Genomic DNA, 14,980 nt, shown 5'->3' with positions numbered 1-14,980 from the left:
GTGACACCGCTCCGCGGTGTCACGCCTGTGTCGGGCGCTCTGCGCCGCGAGCCCCGAGGGTCCGCTGCGCGGACCGCTCGCTGCCGGTTGGCAGTGCTCAAGCCTACTGAATTGATCGATCAGCCTCGTAAGGCATCGCACCATGGAAACCACAGCCCTCTCGACCAAGTACCAACTGGTCCTGCCGAAGGCCATCTGCGAGTCCTTGAATCTCAAGCCGGGACAGCGGTTCATGGTTCGTGCAAGCGAGCATGGTATCGAACTGCTGCCGTGCGAGCCGGTGTCCGCACTGCGTGGGTTTCTGGATGGCGCCGACACCAGTCTCGATGATATCCGCACACGGGATGATCGGGTGTGAACCTCCTCGACTCGTCTGGCCGGTCGACATCTGGATACGTCGCCCACGACGCGCGCCCCCTGTCTCTCGCAGGGTTTGTCAGTGGCGCTGCTCCTTGCGCTCCAAAAGTTCCTTCAGCCGCGCGCGCTCCGCGTCGTCGAGCCCTCCCAGGATGTCCTCGGGTGACAGACCGCGCAGTCGCTCCTGGCTTGGCAACCCACGCAAGCGTTCCTCGACCGGCAGCCCGCGCAGGCGTTCAGCGGGCGCCAGCCCCCGCAGTCGTTCCTCGGGCGGCAACTCTTGCACCAATTCCAGCGCCAGATCATGGCGGAAGTCCTCGAAGGTGTACGGCATGGCAATACCCAGTTCGCGGTAGCGGTGATAGATTTCGTTGAGTACGGGCACATGGTCAGGCTGGCGCCAGCGATAGGACTTGGCCCCCTGCTGGACCTTTTCCGCCTGGAAGCTGAACAGGTCCCACAGAGTCGGTGCCAGTTGATCATGGGTCGGTGCCTCGCCCCGCAGGGCCGTTCGCTGGGGTGGGAGTATACCGGCTGGCGCTCGACCGGGCTCCCAAGTCTGCTCGACCGACTGCCTACTTCCCTAGCGTCCGGAGTATAATCCCAATGAAAAGCATCGCTTCGCCGGACACCCGCCCCCTTTCTTGAGAGCTGACGCATGGAAACGACGGCCCATTTCGAGCGCATCCCCCAGGAAATCGCGCGGTGCCTGGCCGCGGCGACCCAGGAAATCGTCGTCGCGGTCGCCTGGTTCACCGACCCCATCCTTTTCGACGCCCTGTGTAAACAGGCCGGGCGGGGCCTGCGGGTGCGCCTTGCGGTGCTGAACGATCGGATCAACTGCGGACCCGGCCGGCTCAACTTCCAGCGCTTGCAGGACTGCGGCGGTGAACTCTTCCTGATCCCCGCGGGCGGCGACCGCGACCCGATCATGCACCACAAGTTCTGCGTCATCGACCGCGCGACCGTCATCATTGGGTCCTACAACTGGACCCGGCGCGCACAGGACAACGACGAGAGCATTACCGTCATTGCCGACGGCCCGGACATCGCCGCCGACTACCTCAACTTTCGAGACAACCATGCCCACCAATATAGAGAGCATCAACGAAACAAGTGCTTGGCTATTGTCTCTACGCGAAATTGCAGCCTGGCAGGTCGAAGCGATTGGAGGGCAGGCCATCGACACGTCTATTTGCGCCCTATTGCCCGCGTTGCAACGCGGCGCCGTTTGGAGTGCCGCTCAGTCTGAGGCGCTGTGGGATTCATTACTACGCGGGTTTCCGATAGGTTCTTTCTTGCTTGCGCCCTTTGATGAGGCGCTCGGGAAGCAAGACTTCAAATTATTGGGGCGCTGTAGTAAAAGCGACCCCAAGCGCACCTTTCATTTGTTGGATGGCCAGCAACGGGCCACGGCTATTGCCTTGGGTTTTTTTGACCTATGGGGGCACCCACAAGAGAATAGCAAGGATGGTCCGGCTCTTTGGGTCGATCTTGCTTCACCTTCTGATGAGCGGGCATTCGTTTTTCGCGTATTGACTCGCTCACACCCTTGGGGATACCAGTCGAGCGAACCTACAAAACGGCTATCCAATCAGGACATCGTCGATGCCATGGACTGTTTTCGTACTGTTCTTGGAAGCGGTGGCGACAACATACGCTCGGCCGGTTTACCCCTAAGACATGCTTGGCCATGGGATGCGGCCTGTCCCTTACCGGTCGCACTGCTTATCGAGTCTGTTGCTGAGGGTGATAAATGGCGTAACGCTTTACTTAATAAACTACAAGCGCTTCCTATGTGGAGCGACAGCGCCAGATTGAAGAAACAACAGGATGGCCGTCAAGATGATAAACAAATCCAGCTTAAGGAGCGTTGGCAAGATGCGCTCAAAGTAGAGAAAACCAGGAACGAGAACTCCCACTCACATCGGCTTGAACTATTGGCAATAGCACTGCGGCGCGAGTTGCAGTCACAGCGTATCCCAGGACTCATTCTGCCGGGGCTCGAGACTGAAGACAGGAGCGCTCCGAAGGATAAGGAATCCCGCAAGAGTGCGGTTGAAACTCTTTTTGTGCGCGTCAATTCTGCCGGAACTGATTTGGGTGGCGAAGAGTTGATTTACTCGTTACTGAAATCCGCGTGGCCGCAGGCGCCTGATGAGATCAAGAAGTTGCAGCCGAACAAGCGGCAAGTCATCTCCCCAGCCCGTATGGTGACATTTCTGGCCCGCCTCTGTGATGCTTGGGAGAATGGAAGTCTATCTGAAAAAATGCCAGGAACTCCGAGTGTAAGAGATTTTCGCAAGACCATGCGCAGCGACGTTAAGCGTAAGGAACTGCTCGCTTTCGTTAATAAGGTCGAACCCGTTATCAAGGACTTATTAGAATTAGTGTTGTATGCGCGGCCCCGTGAGCCCAATGGCCATGATCACCGCCTGCCACCCACGCTAGCTGCACAACTATTCAGCGGCGAACGAGGACTGGATATCCTGCTAATACTAAGCGTGTGGCTAATGCGTCTGCATAAGGGGCAAGATGGAAAAACTCGACTAACTGATATCTCCCTCGATAAACGTCAGCGCACGCTAGGTTTTGTTGTCGCAGTAAACTGGTTTGCGGAAGATGCGGGATTATGTTTTCGACGCCTATGGCCAACATTGCGTAAATATCCCGCCAAAGGGATTGAAGACTTCTTCAATAAGTCGCAATTTCAATCGCTGCTTACAGTCGAACCCGATGGAAAACTCGTCATGCTGCCGCTCGTTCACCCCGCTACGCTGGAGAGGCTCATAGGTGATAGGGTTGTTAACGGCTGCTCCAACTATCCTGGACCAAACAACGAAAACTACTGGGTCGCATCAGGCAAATGGATACATTATTACGAACGGATTGTGCCCGAGAATTATGCAAATCTGCACTCTGGCATTAAGGATTGGCTTAGCACAATTCCTCTTAATTCACCCGACGCTCAAGCAGATAATAATAATGCGGCGGCTCGGGATGAGCGTCGGCGTTTTGCTTGGTTCCGGTTCATCGAAAAACTATGGGGTAACCGGCGTGTTGTCGATTATGCCCAGCGCGAGCAACTTATGCATTGGTTTTCCGATTTTGATCCCACGTTGCCGGGACAGATGGACGACGTCAACCGCCCGTGGGACTATGACCATATCCATCCACAGAGCATGGGAAGTTCGTCGTCTATTTATAACCTGCCTGCGGTTATCCGTGAATGGCATACCTCTATTGGCAATCTGCGTGCGTGGCCGCTAGAGCTCAATCGTGGCGATCAAAACTCTGTTCCTGCAAGGAAACTCGACGAAATCACTTTGGATACGCGGCGATTCCAACTAGACAAGAACAAGAAATTGCGTCGGGCAAGTTTTGTTGGGGAAACGAAGGATTGGCTAGACTGGAAGCGCTGCGTGCCAGACCCGCTTGAAAACAACAGGTATCTTCTTGATGAAAAGAACAAGGAGTATCGAGTGGCATTGATCACAGCCATTACGACCCGCTTTTGTCGTCTCTATCGCCATTGGTATAAAAGCCTTGCGCTGGGTAAGCTCACGTAAGAGTCTCTGATTCCCAAGCTCGGCTTGGAAGCATAAGGGGCCAGGGTCGAATGGCACTGACTTAAGCCGCAAGCATCGCAGAAACAGTCGATTGGGATGCGGCGAAACGAGCGAAAAACCGTTGCCGACTAGGCAGGAGCAAGGAAACGCCCCGGAAAATGCCGCATCCAGCCAAGTGACTGCTTGTCGATTTTCCTGTAAGTCGCAGATTTATAAATGCGGAAGCTTAAGTTAGTGCCATTCGGGCCAGGGTCGAATATTTTCGGTATATGGGGCAGGGTCAAAGATTTGGCGCCTAGCTCGATGTTTCAACACGGTAGCAAGTCCAGGTGCATGGTTAAGGAACCCAGTGAACTCGCGCGCCTCACCCTAACCCGCGCGGGCGCAGCACGACCGAGCAGATAACAACAGGTCAAGGTAGCTAACACATGTCCGATACATCGATCGTCAACGCCAAGGCGCGGCTGCCGAGTCTGGTACAGCGGGCCGAGGCCGGTGAGTTGGTGCATATCACCCGTCGCGGTAAGCGGGTGACCGTGATTTTGTCCGAGCGGGAATTCAATCGGCTTACCGCGATACCGCCCAAGCTAACTGGGTATCTCCAGTTTCTTGCCAATTGGCGCAAGCGCTTGCAGGCGGACGGGTCTGAGTCGCTGACTGGTCAAGAGGTTGCGAGCTTGCGCTCCCGGGAGACCGGTCGGGACTTCTCGTGGGACCAATGATCGATGGGCAGGTTGCGGCCATCGCCGTCGTCAAGAGCATTCGTCGCCGCACCAATCCATGCACCCTCTGTAGGCTGGGTAGAGCGCAGCGAAACCCAGCAATCAAGGTTTGACCGAAGCGCTGACGATGGGTTTCGTTGCGCTCAACCCATCCTACGGGAATACTTTTGCAGCTTTAGCGCGTGAGCACGAGAATAGCGAGAAACAGCCATGCTTAATCCAAGACAGAAATTTCTACTGCTGGCCCTGGTGGGGCTCCTGATGGGGGCCTTGTCCAGCGTCGGTTGCGCCCATAAGCCCAGTGTCGGCACTGTCCCGGCCAAAGCGGTATCAACCGGCCCCGAATCGGCCGAGCAACAGGCGCTCAGGCTGGTCAAGAAGACCCCGCCCCTGCGGCCGGCCAATGATCGCCGTTACCAACTGCCCCCGGCGCGCAACCGTGAGTTCACGGTCTTTCTCGGCTCCCAGACCTTCGAGTATGTGGAGGACGGTCAGGTCATATTGAGTGGTCCGGTCTCGTCCGGGACGGTGAAGAACCCGACGCCGATTGGGGAGTTTCGCGTCCTGAGCAAGGAAATCGATAAGCGCTCTGGGACCTATAGGAATGATTACAATCAGCCGACGCCGATGCCTTTCTCGCTGCGGTTTTACGCCGGTTACTTCATCCATGAGGCCTGGGTGTCTGACACTCCGAGTTCGCGCGGCTGTATCTACTTGCGTCACGAGGATGCGCGTTTGCTCTTCGATCGCATTCAGCTCGGGGATCGCATTGTGATCAAGCGGGAGGGCGCGGCGCGGGTGGCCAATGCCTTTCTCGCCAACCCCCAGACCCCCAGCCGCCGAGCCCCCGGCTTCTGGTCGCGGCTGTTCAATCCGTCTCGGTCTTGACCTGGCGGTCGGTCGGGACATGTCATGGGATCAATGATTGTGCGAACCGATTGTGGTCATCGCCGTTGCCGATTGTGTGCGGGTATCTGCGTCGTTGAGTGGGAAACTGATTTACTTCGGACTAGCGGAGCGGGTATAAAGAGCCGGCATCGAATTCCTTGCCTATATCCATGCTCTAGCGGGGGGAGCAAGTCCAACCTATCCGGCGTCGCGTGCGCATTCTGGCCGCTGGAGCGGCCATGGCTGCATTCCCACGCGGCGCGTGGGAACGAGAGACAGTCATGCATCACTCAAGACAGAAATTTCAACTGTTTGCCCTGACGGGAGTCCTGCTGAGCGGCTTGTTTAGCGGCGGTTGCGCCCTGGTTCCTGCCATCAGCGATGTGCCGGCGGAGCCGGTGCAACCCGGCGCCGAGTCGGGCGACGAAAAGGTCATCGCGCTGGTCAAGAAGACCCCGCCGGTGCTGCCGGCCAAGGATCAACGTTACCAACTGCCCCCGGCGCAGAGCCGCGACTTGAAGGTATTTATCGGCTCCCAGACCTTCGAGTATGTGGAGGACGGTCAGGTGATATTGAGCGGCCCGGTCTCGTCCGGCAATGCAAAGCACCCGACACCGACCGGCGACTATCGCGTCCTGAGCAAGCAGGTCGATAAGCGGTCAGGGAAATATACCAATGATTTTAATCAGCCAACGCCGATGCCCTATTCGCTTCAGTTCCGCGGTCCCTACTTCGTGCATGAGGGCTGGGTGCCCGAGTATGCCGACTCGCACGGCTGTGTCCGGCTGCGTTACGAGGATGCGCGATTGCTGTTCGACCGCATTCAGCTCGGTGATCCCATTGTGATCAAGCGGGAGGGGGCCGCCCGGGTCGCCAACCTCGATCTCGCCACTCCCCCGGAGCCCCCGAGTCTTTTGGCGGAGCTGTTCTCTGCTTTTCGCTCTTGAGCCAGTCGCGCAAGGTCGGGTTACGCTGAGCTAACCCGACGTACGCCTTGTGAATGAGTGATTTCGGGTCAATTATCACCGGCCGCGGTCAAGCCTCTTTGCTCTTAAGGGAGAAGCTGGCGGCGAGTAGGACGATGCACAGGGCCATGGCGGCCAGCGCCCATTTTGTCAAGCTGGAAATGCGGTCGACCGTGGCTTTGACCGCGGTGAGGCTCGCTTGCTGGGTCGCCTTCACATTCTCCAAGTCACGCTGAAGGATTGACATCTCCAGCGCTTTCACCGGGTTGGCGATGATGATCTGCTCAAGCTGGTCCTGCCGTTCGGCGATCTCTCTTAACGCCTTTTGAGTCTGTTGTTGCGCAACCGCGAGCTTCGCATCCTTGGGTAAGCCGGCCCCTTCTCGCAGATCGGTTTGAATTGACTTCAGGTCGGCTGCTACCTTCTCAATCTCGGCGCGCAGGCTGGCCGTTTCTGCGCTCAGCTGAGCTGAGGTTGGTTGGGCGCTGGGGGCGGCGACGCCAGACAGCTCAAGGGTGCGGGCGGCGCCGATGAAGATGACAACCGCGACGATGATGCCGAGGCCCCCCGCGACCAGGTTGAGTTTATACGAGAGCGGTCGGTTCTTGAGCGACGAGAGCATTGCGCCAAGGTCAAAAGCCATAGTTGCACCCCATGAGAGTTCGCTGGTTACCAAGCGCCCATATTGGGCCGATATCGGCAGAGACCAAATCCGCAGTCGTCAGGCGGCACCTGGGAGCGCCGACACTCCGTCGGCCCCGGCGCGCGGCGCGCAGCTAACCTCACGTCCTCAGTGAGTGCCCGGTCAGCTTGAGAAAGACGTCTTCCAGGTTGGGCACGTCCACCCGCAGCCCGGTCAGGTCGGCGCCGATGCTTCCCAGGTGTAGCAGGGTCGCAGCGACATCCTCGACCAGCAGCTCGATCTTGGCCCCGCGGGTGGCGGCGGTTTCCGGTAAGGGGACGCCGTCCGGCCAGGCGTCGACCGGCAGCCGGATGATCGCTGCGGGGAAATGCTCCCGGATCAGCGTGAGCGGTGCCCCCTGGGCGACGATGCGTCCGCGATCGACGATGGCGACCTGGTCGCACAGGCGCTGGGCCTCTTCCATGTAGTGCGTGGTCAGCACCACGGTCTTGCCCTGGCGACGGACGGTCTCGATCAGGTCCCAGAAATTGCGCCGGGCCTGGGGGTCCAGACCGGTGGTCGGCTCGTCGAGAAAGAGCAGCTCCGGATCGCTCACCAGGGCCAACGCCAGCAACAGCCGCTGGCGTTGGCCGCCGGAGAGTACGCGGGTATCGCGGTCCAGGATCTCGCCCAGATTACACATCTCGATCAGCATGCCGCGGTCGGCATGGCGGCTGTAGAGGCTGGCGAAGGTCCGCAGACACTCGCCGACGGTCTGAAAGTCCTGGAGTGCGGTGGATTGGAACTGGACGCCGATCGCCTCGCGATAGCTGGGGTCCAGTGGGCGGCCCCGGAAGAGCACCTGGCCCGAGGTCGGCTGGTCGATCCCCTCCAGTATCTGGAGCGTGGTGGTCTTGCCGGCCCCGTTGGGACCGAGTAGGCCGAAGCACTGGCCGCGCTGGACCTGGAAGCTCAGTCCGTCAACTGCGCGCACGCCGGGGAAGCTGCGCACGAGGGACTGGACTTCCAAGAGGATGTTCGGCTCAGGCGGCATGGAACTGGACTCGCGGATGAACTTGTCGGGGTGGGGGGTATGGGCGTCAGATTAGCGCGTTGCTTGCCGCGCAACAAATCCTTGACCGCGCCCGGGCGCCGCGGCGTGCCGCTCGCGCCGACAGGCTGTCGGCGATCCGATTCAGAAGCGCCGCGCGATCGCCCGATAGCGCAGATAGCACTGACCGAGCAGTACGCCGAGGTAACCGGTAGCCGCCGCGAGCGCCACGCCCGCGGGTCGGGTCAGGCCATGGCCGGGGGCGATGGTCGCGGCGACCAGCAGTCCGAGCGCGCCGAGGTGCAGCCAGAACTGGAGACGGGCGCGCGCCTCGGGGACGAAACCGTGCATGTGCGGGATGCGCAGGTCGAAGCGGCGGGCGGCGAGTTGGCGGTGCTGGAGGTGGAACCAGGAGAGGAAGGGCATGATCTTGAACAACATGCCGCTCGGCAGCCCCACGCCGACACCCACCAGGAGCAAGACGCCGATGGTTTCGGCCCGGCCGCCGACGAGCCAGAGGACCGCGGCGGCGAGCGCGCAGACCATCGCGGAGCGCCAGTGCAGCAGGGTGGTGTCGAGGATCGGTCGATCGCGGCGGCGCTGGCGGTCCAGCGTGGTGACGGCAAAGGCGGCGAAGCAGACCCCGGCCAGTCCCAGCGCCCAGTTCGCCTGGGCGCCCTGTCCGGTCAAGGTCAATACGCTGCCTGCGACCAACCCACCGGCCGCGAGCGGGACGGCCGCCGCCCGCAGCCAGGCAGGGTAGGGCGGGGTGACATGGAACATGGGCACGACCTGGTAGCCGACGCCCATGATGAGCAGCCCGGCCCAGCCCAGGAGGCTCCAGCTCAGGTGCAGGTCCACCCAGTCCGGGAAACCGGTGAGGTGCACGCAGCCCTGGAGTGCGGCGACCAGGACCAGTCCGAGTGCGACCGTGATGGCCAGCGCGCTGAGTCCCAGCGCCATGGCGAGTCGGGTGTCTGCAACCCCCCGGCTGCGGGTCAGTGCCAGCGCGACTGTGGCCCCGAGCAGCGCCAGCCCGGCGGCGACACCCAATGCGCCCCCTGTGAGCGGCACGCCCGAGCCCTGAGCGAGCCCGGCGCAGAGCAGCACCGTCCCGGTCGTGAGCAGCGCTTGCGCCGTGCGGCCCACCGCAATCACCCGAGGCACGGGCGCACCGGCCAGGACCGGCAGCAGCTGGAGTAAGGCGCCGCACAGGATCTGGGTGAGAAAACCCAGTGCGATCAGATGGGTCAGTGCCAGGGTCTGGGGCGTCCAGCGGGAAGCGAGTGCCGCGTCCCCGGCCCAGGTGAGCCAGAGCCCGGCGGCCACCGCGAAGGGCGGGGCGGCCAGAAAGAAGGCGAAGGGTACGGTGATCGGCGGGGCTTGGTCCAGGCGCAGCCCCGCGGTATTCAGCATGGCGGGTTCCAGGACAGTTCGGCGCGGGTCGGCGGCACCGCGCTGTCCCAGATCAGGATCTCGAAATGTCCCTCATGGCCGCGGGAGCGCCAGGAATAGCCCATGGTCTGGAGCATGTCATAGAGCGGGAAGGGCTCGCGCCGGTGCAGGACCCACAGCCGCCCACCCGCCGGCAGGTTGGTCAGGGCGTCGAGCACCCGTTCCAGTGGTTCGGGCGGGGGCAGGGTGCGTACATCCAAAACTTGGGGGGGCATGGTCAATCCTCGGTGAGCCGCGTGGCGATGGCCGCGCCCCGCGCAGGCAGGGCGCCGTCGGCCATGGGGTAGAGTATGCCCTCCTCCTTGTAGTTGTGCTGCTGGATCAGGAAGTGCAGCGTCTCCAGAGTCCCGAGCGCGGCGGCCTGGTCGCGGGCCGCGACTGCCTCGTGCAGGTCTGCGAGCAGCGCCCGCATCTGGGCGTGCTCCCCGACCATGACCTCAATCGGGTTCTCGGCCACCCGAAAGACCTGGGCCAACTCCGGGAAGAGCGTCTCCTCCTCCAGCGTGAAGTGATGTTCCAGGGCGCCGGCCAGTCCCGCGGTCGCCTCCCCGGTCCCGGGACAGTCGCCGGCGGCGAGTTGGCGCTCGGCCGCGGCCAGCAGTTGGTCGCAGCGGTGGTGGTCGGCGGTGAATGTATCGGTGATGGCGGATGACATGGCGTGCGATGGGCGGCGGTGTGTCTGGCGATGGGTTGATTGTGTGCGCCCGGTGGGGGCCGCGCCTTGACCTGGATCAGAGAGCCTGGCGCGCCCCGTCCGCTCAGGTCGATTCCGCAGTCACCGTCCGTGCGCCCGCCGGGGTACCCAGGATCAGCACATCGGCGGGCCTTAGGGCAAAGATGCCCACCGTGACTACGCCGGGAATGTTATTGATCTGCTGTTCCAGCTTGGCTGGCTCCAGGATCTCCAGTCCCATCACATCCAGGATCAGGTTGCCGTTGTCGGTCACGCACCCCTCGCGCCACACCGGGGTGCCCCCCAGCCGGACCAGTTGGCGCGCTACAAAGCTGCGCGCCATGGGGATCACCTCCACCGGCAGCGGGAACTTGCCAAGTACGTCCACCAGCTTGCTCTCGTCGGCAATGCAGACGAAGCGGGTGCTGGCCCCGGCGACGATCTTCTCCCGGGTCAGGGCCGCGCCGCCGCCCTTGACCAGGTGCAGTTGCCGGTTTGCCTCGTCCGCGCCGTCCACATAGAGTGCCAGGTCGCCGGCCGAGTTCAGGTCATGGACCGGGATACCCAGGGCCTTGAGCCGCGCGCTGGACACCTCTGAGCTGGACACGGCGCCCTCAAACCGGCCCTTGATGGTGGCGAGCGCGTCGATGAAGTGGTTGACCGTGGAGCCGGTGCCCACGCCGATGATGCCGCCTTCCACATAGGCCAGGGCCGCGATGGCGGCCTGTTGCTTTTGTTCGTCCTGGGTCATGGATTGATCTCGCTGAATCTGTCTATTAAAAGAGGAGGTATCATAGCCGCCCTTGAGTGGTGAGCGTGACGGGTTGATCCGCGCGCGCCAGCCCGGTTCCCCATCCTACCGAGACTCTGCATGCCCGACAGCTATATCAGACGCATCCTCCGTGCCCGTGTCTACGAGGTCGCGCAGGAGACGCCCTTGACCCTGGCGGCCCAGCTCTCGGCCCGGCTGGGCAATCAGGTCTTCCTCAAGCGCGAGGACCTCCAGCCGGTCTTCTCGTTCAAGCTGCGCGGCGCCTACAACAAGCTGGTGAGCCTGAGCCCCGAGGTGCTGGCCCGCGGGGTGATCGCGGCCAGCGCCGGCAACCATGCACAGGGCGTTGCGTTGGGGGCGGCGCGCCTGGGGGTGGCGGCCACCATCGTCATGCCGCGCACCACCCCGGCGATCAAGGTCCGCGCCGTGCGCGCCCTGGGCGGCGAGGCGATCCTGCACGGCGACTCCTATGATGAGGCCTATAGCTATGCTATGGAATTGGTCGCGGAGCGTGCTCTGACCTTCGTACACCCCTTCGACGACCCCGCGGTGATCGCCGGTCAGGGCACCATCGGCATGGAGATCCTGCGCCAGCACCCGGAGCCCCCCCATGCCATCTTCGTCCCGGTGGGGGGCGGGGGGCTCATCGCCGGGATCGCCGCCTATGTGAAATGGCTGGCACCAGCGGTGCGGATCATCGGGGTGGAACCGGAGGATGCGCCGACCCTGCACGCGGCACTCGCGGCAGGGCATCGGGTGGAGCTCCCGCAGGTGGGTCTGTTCGCCGACGGGGTGGCGGTGCGCTGCATCGGCGAGGAAACCTTCCGGCTCGCCCGCACGCGGGTGGACGAGGTGATTCTGGTCAGCGCCGACGAGATCTGCGCCGCCATCAAAGACATCTATGACGACACCCGCGGGATTGCCGAGCCCGCCGGCGCCCTGGCCGTGGCCGGCCTGAAGCGCTATGTGGCACGCACCGGCTGTCGCGGGGAGCACCTGGTGGCCATCGAGAGCGGCGCCAACATGAACTTCGACCGACTGCGCCATGTGGCGGAGCGGGCGGAGTTGGGTGAGCGGCGCGAGGCCCTGCTGGCGGTCGAGATCCCGGAGCGGCCCGGGAGTTTCCTCGCTTTTTGTCGGACCATCGGCGGGCGCCAGATCACCGAGTTCAACTACCGCTTTGCCGACCCTGAGCACGCCCAGGTGTTCGTGGGGGTGGAGTTGGGGCGCGGCGACGAGGAGCGCGCGGCCTTGATCGGGCAGCTTACGGCGCAGGGGTTTGGCGTGCTGGACATGACCCACAACGAGACCGCCAAGCTGCACATCCGCTACATGGTCGGTGGCCATGCCCCGGGGATCACCGATACCGGGACCGACGCGACGCCGGGTGAGACACTCTTCCGGTTCGAGTTTCCCGAGCGCCCAGGGGCCTTGCTGGAGCTGCTCACCGGGCTCGGCAACCGCTGGAACATCACACTCTTCCATTACCGCAACCATGGGGCGGCCTACGGTCGGGTGCTGATGGGGGCCGCGATCCCCGCCGCCGAGCGGGCGACCTTCCATCAGGCCCTGGATGCACTCGGTTACCCCCACTGGGAGGAAACGGACAACCCGGCCTATCGGATCTTTGCCGGTAAGCTGGCGCCGATCTCGAACCATATGACTTAGCGAGGCGTTTCCTCTCGTGACACCGCTCCAGCGGTGTCACGCATGGGTTGGGCGCTGCGCGCCCCGAGGCCGGCGGCTGGAGTTATGATCAAGTCGCGAATTCGCACGTCGCCTGTGGCGCGCGCTCGTTTCTAAGGCGTATGTTCGCTGCTAGTTTTTGGAAGCAGGCGCGGCTGGCGGTGCACAACCTTACGGGTTGATTTTGCTTCGGCTTCGCGTAACGCCTCGCAAATACGACCCAGGTCATGACCGTATTTTTCTGCGTGCTCGGCACGATATTTGCGGATTTCCGCAACAATTGGATCTTCGTTCATATTTCTGCCCCCAATTCTTCCGGTGAGCACAATATTGGACAGGCAAAGCCTTGCGATTCGACCACTGTTGTTATAAACGCCTTGGTCTGCGCGTTGTTGATATGCCTAAAATTCCACGTGAGAAGGAACTCAATTCCCCCTGCGGCGGCAATGGCGATATGCAGGGCATCTTCTTCGCTGTTGGCGGGCACTGCACCCTTAGCCAATAGTTCTTCGGCTAATCTCTGTGCTTCGGGCGAAGTTGCAAGAAGAGGAATATTCTCTACAGCCTGCAGCCGCTTCTCCGACGCCGAAGCATTGCCCCGTGAGATTTCTTGTATCACGAGGCTGGAGACAAATAAATCAAATTCGGCCCGCTGACTCTGCCACCATGTTTCGGTAATCGCTTGGTGTGCGGCGACTACCACATCACGGCTCGGTCGCGCTACCAAATAGCTGATAACGGATGACTCGACGTAAACAGATTGTGCCATTGCTTACTGGTACTCCGACCTCGCGTCTTCTGGCAGCTAACGAAGTCTAAACCGGTGCGCGCCCGCACGGAGCCTGCAAACCGCACGAACCCCGATGGCGCGCGCTCGGGTTTAGGCGAAGGTTAGGCTTTCTTTGGTTTCATAATTGAGCCTGGCCCCTTATCCCGCTATGCTCGGGCGCCGGACTTGGCGCGGTCGACCGGGGCGACCGCGAACTCCGGAACGGGAGGCGGAGCAAATGGAGTTGCCGATCTGAAGAAGAAATCGATGTCCGTCCCCGTTTTCGTCGTCCCCGTTTTCGTCCCCGTTTTCGCGTTTTCGCGCGTCCCCGTTTTCGCTCTTACTCCTACGCGACATCTTGCAGCAAGTTTGCGTAATCCCTACCGGATGTTGGAGATGGCAAAGGCTTCTGATCGCGCTTGTACAAAACAATCGCCTCATCAACAATTTGGCAAAGCTCCTCAAAAACGAGCTTCTCGTTATCGCCGTGACAGCCCCCAAAAATTAATCCTGGGCAACTCCCAACATAGCAATTGTCTTGCTCTGACCATTCCACAATCTTAGCGTAACGCGCACTATCTTTCATTTTTTCGATTCCGTTATTGCCTTTTCAACCGCTTTAACCAAGTACTGTCTGGCATCATCACCGGACTTCCCGGAAACGGTAATTGGCTTTGTGACCTTTGGATGGACGAAGTTTCGTTGGCTTCCCTTTCCACCCCGGTTTGCGAAGCCGGCCTGTTCCAATCTTTCAATCAACTCTTTTACTTTCGGTGGCACACGGGCCTCATTTTCTTATGCGCCTCAGCCGTAGGGACGCCGGTTACCCGGCGCCCCCGGCACAGTCCCGGACGTGCAGTTTTCCCGCATCCGGTTCCGCGGTTGTACTCGCTTTCGCGCGAGCAAAGTCATGCAAACACCACTTGTGCGGTGGGCTTCTCGGTAATGCGGGGCCTGGCAATTCCGAGCTTCTGCAAGGCGCGGTTGAAGACCGGCCACGTGAAACTCTTGCGCTTGCCGCCGCGCCGATTCAGCCACTTGAACGCACTCGCAACCGCCGTTTGAAAGAAGCACCACAGGCCGCGCGAGTTGCCGCGCAGACCATAGTAATTGTAGTGCCCCAGCAGCCGCCGGTTCAGCCCTTTGACAAATTCCCTGCCCGGCAGATGCCGGTGGCTCTTGATCCAGTCCGTAACGCGCGCAATCGCGCCGTGAAGCTTCTTGCGTGCGGTACGACGCATCATCTGGGGTCTGCCGTTGCGGTCCGGAAACCAGAACAGCTCGAAGCCCAGGACGGTGATGCGCCGCCGTATGCTCGGATGAAAGCGGCTAAAACGCAAGATCTGCGTCTTCTCCGGGGCGACTTCGAGGCCGAATTTCTCCAGCCGCTTCGGTAGCACCGCGAAGAACCGCTGTGCATCGTCACGCAAGCGGAAGGCGCAAACGAAATC

Annotated in this window: 18 protein-coding genes and 1 pseudogene; 7 read left to right on the top strand and 12 right to left on the bottom strand. The window is 61.4% G+C overall.

The window, feature by feature from the left end; genetic code table 11:
- The first annotated feature begins 142 nt into the window (after window positions 1-142).
- Window positions 143-358, top strand: a complete 216-nt coding sequence (locus QZY44_RS23845) for an AbrB/MazE/SpoVT family DNA-binding domain-containing protein (RefSeq protein WP_295453849.1) — start codon at window positions 143-145, stop codon at window positions 356-358.
- A 78-nt stretch (window positions 359-436) separates the two neighbouring features.
- On the opposite strand, the gene QZY44_RS23840 is transcribed toward QZY44_RS23845, so the two are convergent.
- On the bottom strand, window positions 437-742 hold the full coding sequence (locus QZY44_RS23840) for a hypothetical protein (RefSeq protein WP_295453846.1): 306 nt from the start codon (window positions 740-742) through the stop codon (window positions 437-439).
- A 273-nt stretch (window positions 743-1,015) separates the two neighbouring features.
- Between QZY44_RS23840 and QZY44_RS23835 the strand changes: the two genes are divergently transcribed.
- The 5 genes from QZY44_RS23835 to QZY44_RS23815 all read left to right on the top strand — a co-directional run bounded on the left by QZY44_RS23835 (window position 1,016) and on the right by QZY44_RS23815 (window position 6,483).
- A complete protein-coding gene (locus QZY44_RS23835; protein WP_295453843.1) occupies window positions 1,016-1,609 on the top strand; it encodes a phospholipase D-like domain-containing protein in 594 nt (197 codons plus the stop codon).
- Entirely contained in the window at window positions 1,563-3,926 is a 2,364-nt protein-coding gene (locus QZY44_RS23830; RefSeq protein WP_295453914.1) for a DUF262 domain-containing protein, read from the top strand. The genes QZY44_RS23835 and QZY44_RS23830 overlap by 47 nt, the downstream gene beginning before the upstream one ends.
- Window positions 3,927-4,354: 428 nt before the next feature.
- A complete protein-coding gene (locus QZY44_RS23825; RefSeq protein ID WP_295453838.1) occupies window positions 4,355-4,648 on the top strand; it encodes a type II toxin-antitoxin system Phd/YefM family antitoxin in 294 nt (97 codons plus the stop codon).
- A 210-nt stretch (window positions 4,649-4,858) separates the two neighbouring features.
- The gene (locus QZY44_RS23820) at window positions 4,859-5,536 is read left to right on the top strand and encodes a L,D-transpeptidase (RefSeq protein WP_295453831.1); all 678 of its coding nucleotides are present in this window, start codon (window positions 4,859-4,861) and stop codon (window positions 5,534-5,536) included.
- Between the two features lie 281 nt (window positions 5,537-5,817).
- Window positions 5,818-6,483, top strand: coding sequence for a L,D-transpeptidase (locus QZY44_RS23815; protein ID WP_295453827.1), 666 nt, complete (start codon window positions 5,818-5,820; stop codon window positions 6,481-6,483).
- Window positions 6,484-6,571: 88 nt separating this feature from the next.
- On the opposite strand, the gene QZY44_RS23810 is transcribed toward QZY44_RS23815, so the two are convergent.
- From QZY44_RS23810 to rpiA, 6 genes are all read right to left on the bottom strand, one after another.
- Window positions 6,572-7,144 carry a hypothetical protein gene (locus tag QZY44_RS23810; RefSeq protein ID WP_295453824.1) on the bottom strand — a complete coding sequence of 191 codons (573 nt, stop codon included), beginning with the start codon at window positions 7,142-7,144 and terminating at the stop codon, window positions 6,572-6,574.
- Between the two features lie 139 nt (window positions 7,145-7,283).
- The gene (locus tag QZY44_RS23805) at window positions 7,284-8,177 is read right to left on the bottom strand and encodes an ABC transporter ATP-binding protein (protein ID WP_295453821.1); all 894 of its coding nucleotides are present in this window, start codon (window positions 8,175-8,177) and stop codon (window positions 7,284-7,286) included.
- A 141-nt stretch (window positions 8,178-8,318) separates the two neighbouring features.
- Window positions 8,319-9,590, bottom strand: coding sequence for a hypothetical protein (locus QZY44_RS23800; RefSeq protein WP_295453818.1), 1,272 nt, complete (start codon window positions 9,588-9,590; stop codon window positions 8,319-8,321).
- A complete protein-coding gene (locus QZY44_RS23795; RefSeq protein WP_295453815.1) occupies window positions 9,584-9,844 on the bottom strand; it encodes a DUF2249 domain-containing protein in 261 nt (86 codons plus the stop codon). The genes QZY44_RS23800 and QZY44_RS23795 overlap by 7 nt, the downstream gene beginning before the upstream one ends.
- Before the next feature lie 2 nt (window positions 9,845-9,846).
- Entirely contained in the window at window positions 9,847-10,284 is a 438-nt protein-coding gene (locus QZY44_RS23790) for a hemerythrin domain-containing protein (protein ID WP_295453811.1), read from the bottom strand.
- Between the two features lie 103 nt (window positions 10,285-10,387).
- The gene (gene rpiA / locus QZY44_RS23785; protein ID WP_295453807.1) at window positions 10,388-11,053 is read right to left on the bottom strand and encodes a ribose-5-phosphate isomerase RpiA; all 666 of its coding nucleotides are present in this window, start codon (window positions 11,051-11,053) and stop codon (window positions 10,388-10,390) included.
- 120 nt (window positions 11,054-11,173) lie between these two features.
- Between rpiA and ilvA the strand changes: the two genes are divergently transcribed.
- Window positions 11,174-12,742 (top strand): threonine ammonia-lyase, biosynthetic, encoded by a 1,569-nt coding sequence (ilvA, locus tag QZY44_RS23780; RefSeq protein WP_295453802.1) that lies wholly within the window; start codon window positions 11,174-11,176, stop codon window positions 12,740-12,742.
- Between the two features lie 131 nt (window positions 12,743-12,873).
- On the opposite strand, the gene QZY44_RS23775 is transcribed toward ilvA, so the two are convergent.
- The 5 genes and pseudogenes from QZY44_RS23775 to QZY44_RS23755 form a co-directional block, all read right to left on the bottom strand.
- On the bottom strand, window positions 12,874-13,056 hold the full coding sequence (locus QZY44_RS23775) for a hypothetical protein (protein WP_295453797.1): 183 nt from the start codon (window positions 13,054-13,056) through the stop codon (window positions 12,874-12,876).
- Window positions 13,053-13,529, bottom strand: coding sequence for a type II toxin-antitoxin system VapC family toxin (locus QZY44_RS23770; RefSeq protein WP_295453794.1), 477 nt, complete (start codon window positions 13,527-13,529; stop codon window positions 13,053-13,055). Before QZY44_RS23770 ends, QZY44_RS23775 begins: the two co-directional genes overlap by 4 nt.
- A 346-nt stretch (window positions 13,530-13,875) precedes the next feature.
- Window positions 13,876-14,115 carry a hypothetical protein gene (locus tag QZY44_RS23765; RefSeq protein ID WP_295453791.1) on the bottom strand — a complete coding sequence of 80 codons (240 nt, stop codon included), beginning with the start codon at window positions 14,113-14,115 and terminating at the stop codon, window positions 13,876-13,878.
- Window positions 14,112-14,309, bottom strand: a complete 198-nt coding sequence (locus QZY44_RS23760; protein ID WP_295453787.1) for a type II toxin-antitoxin system HicA family toxin — start codon at window positions 14,307-14,309, stop codon at window positions 14,112-14,114. Before QZY44_RS23760 ends, QZY44_RS23765 begins: the two co-directional genes overlap by 4 nt.
- Before the next feature lie 128 nt (window positions 14,310-14,437).
- Window positions 14,438-14,980 (bottom strand): annotated as a pseudogene (locus QZY44_RS23755) (group II intron reverse transcriptase/maturase); the annotation flags it as partial.

Source organism: uncultured Thiodictyon sp. (assembly GCA_903837595.1).
In the GTDB taxonomy this organism is placed as follows: domain Bacteria; phylum Pseudomonadota; class Gammaproteobacteria; order Chromatiales; family Chromatiaceae; genus Thiodictyon.
This window is presented reverse-complemented; position numbering and strand designations above follow the sequence as displayed.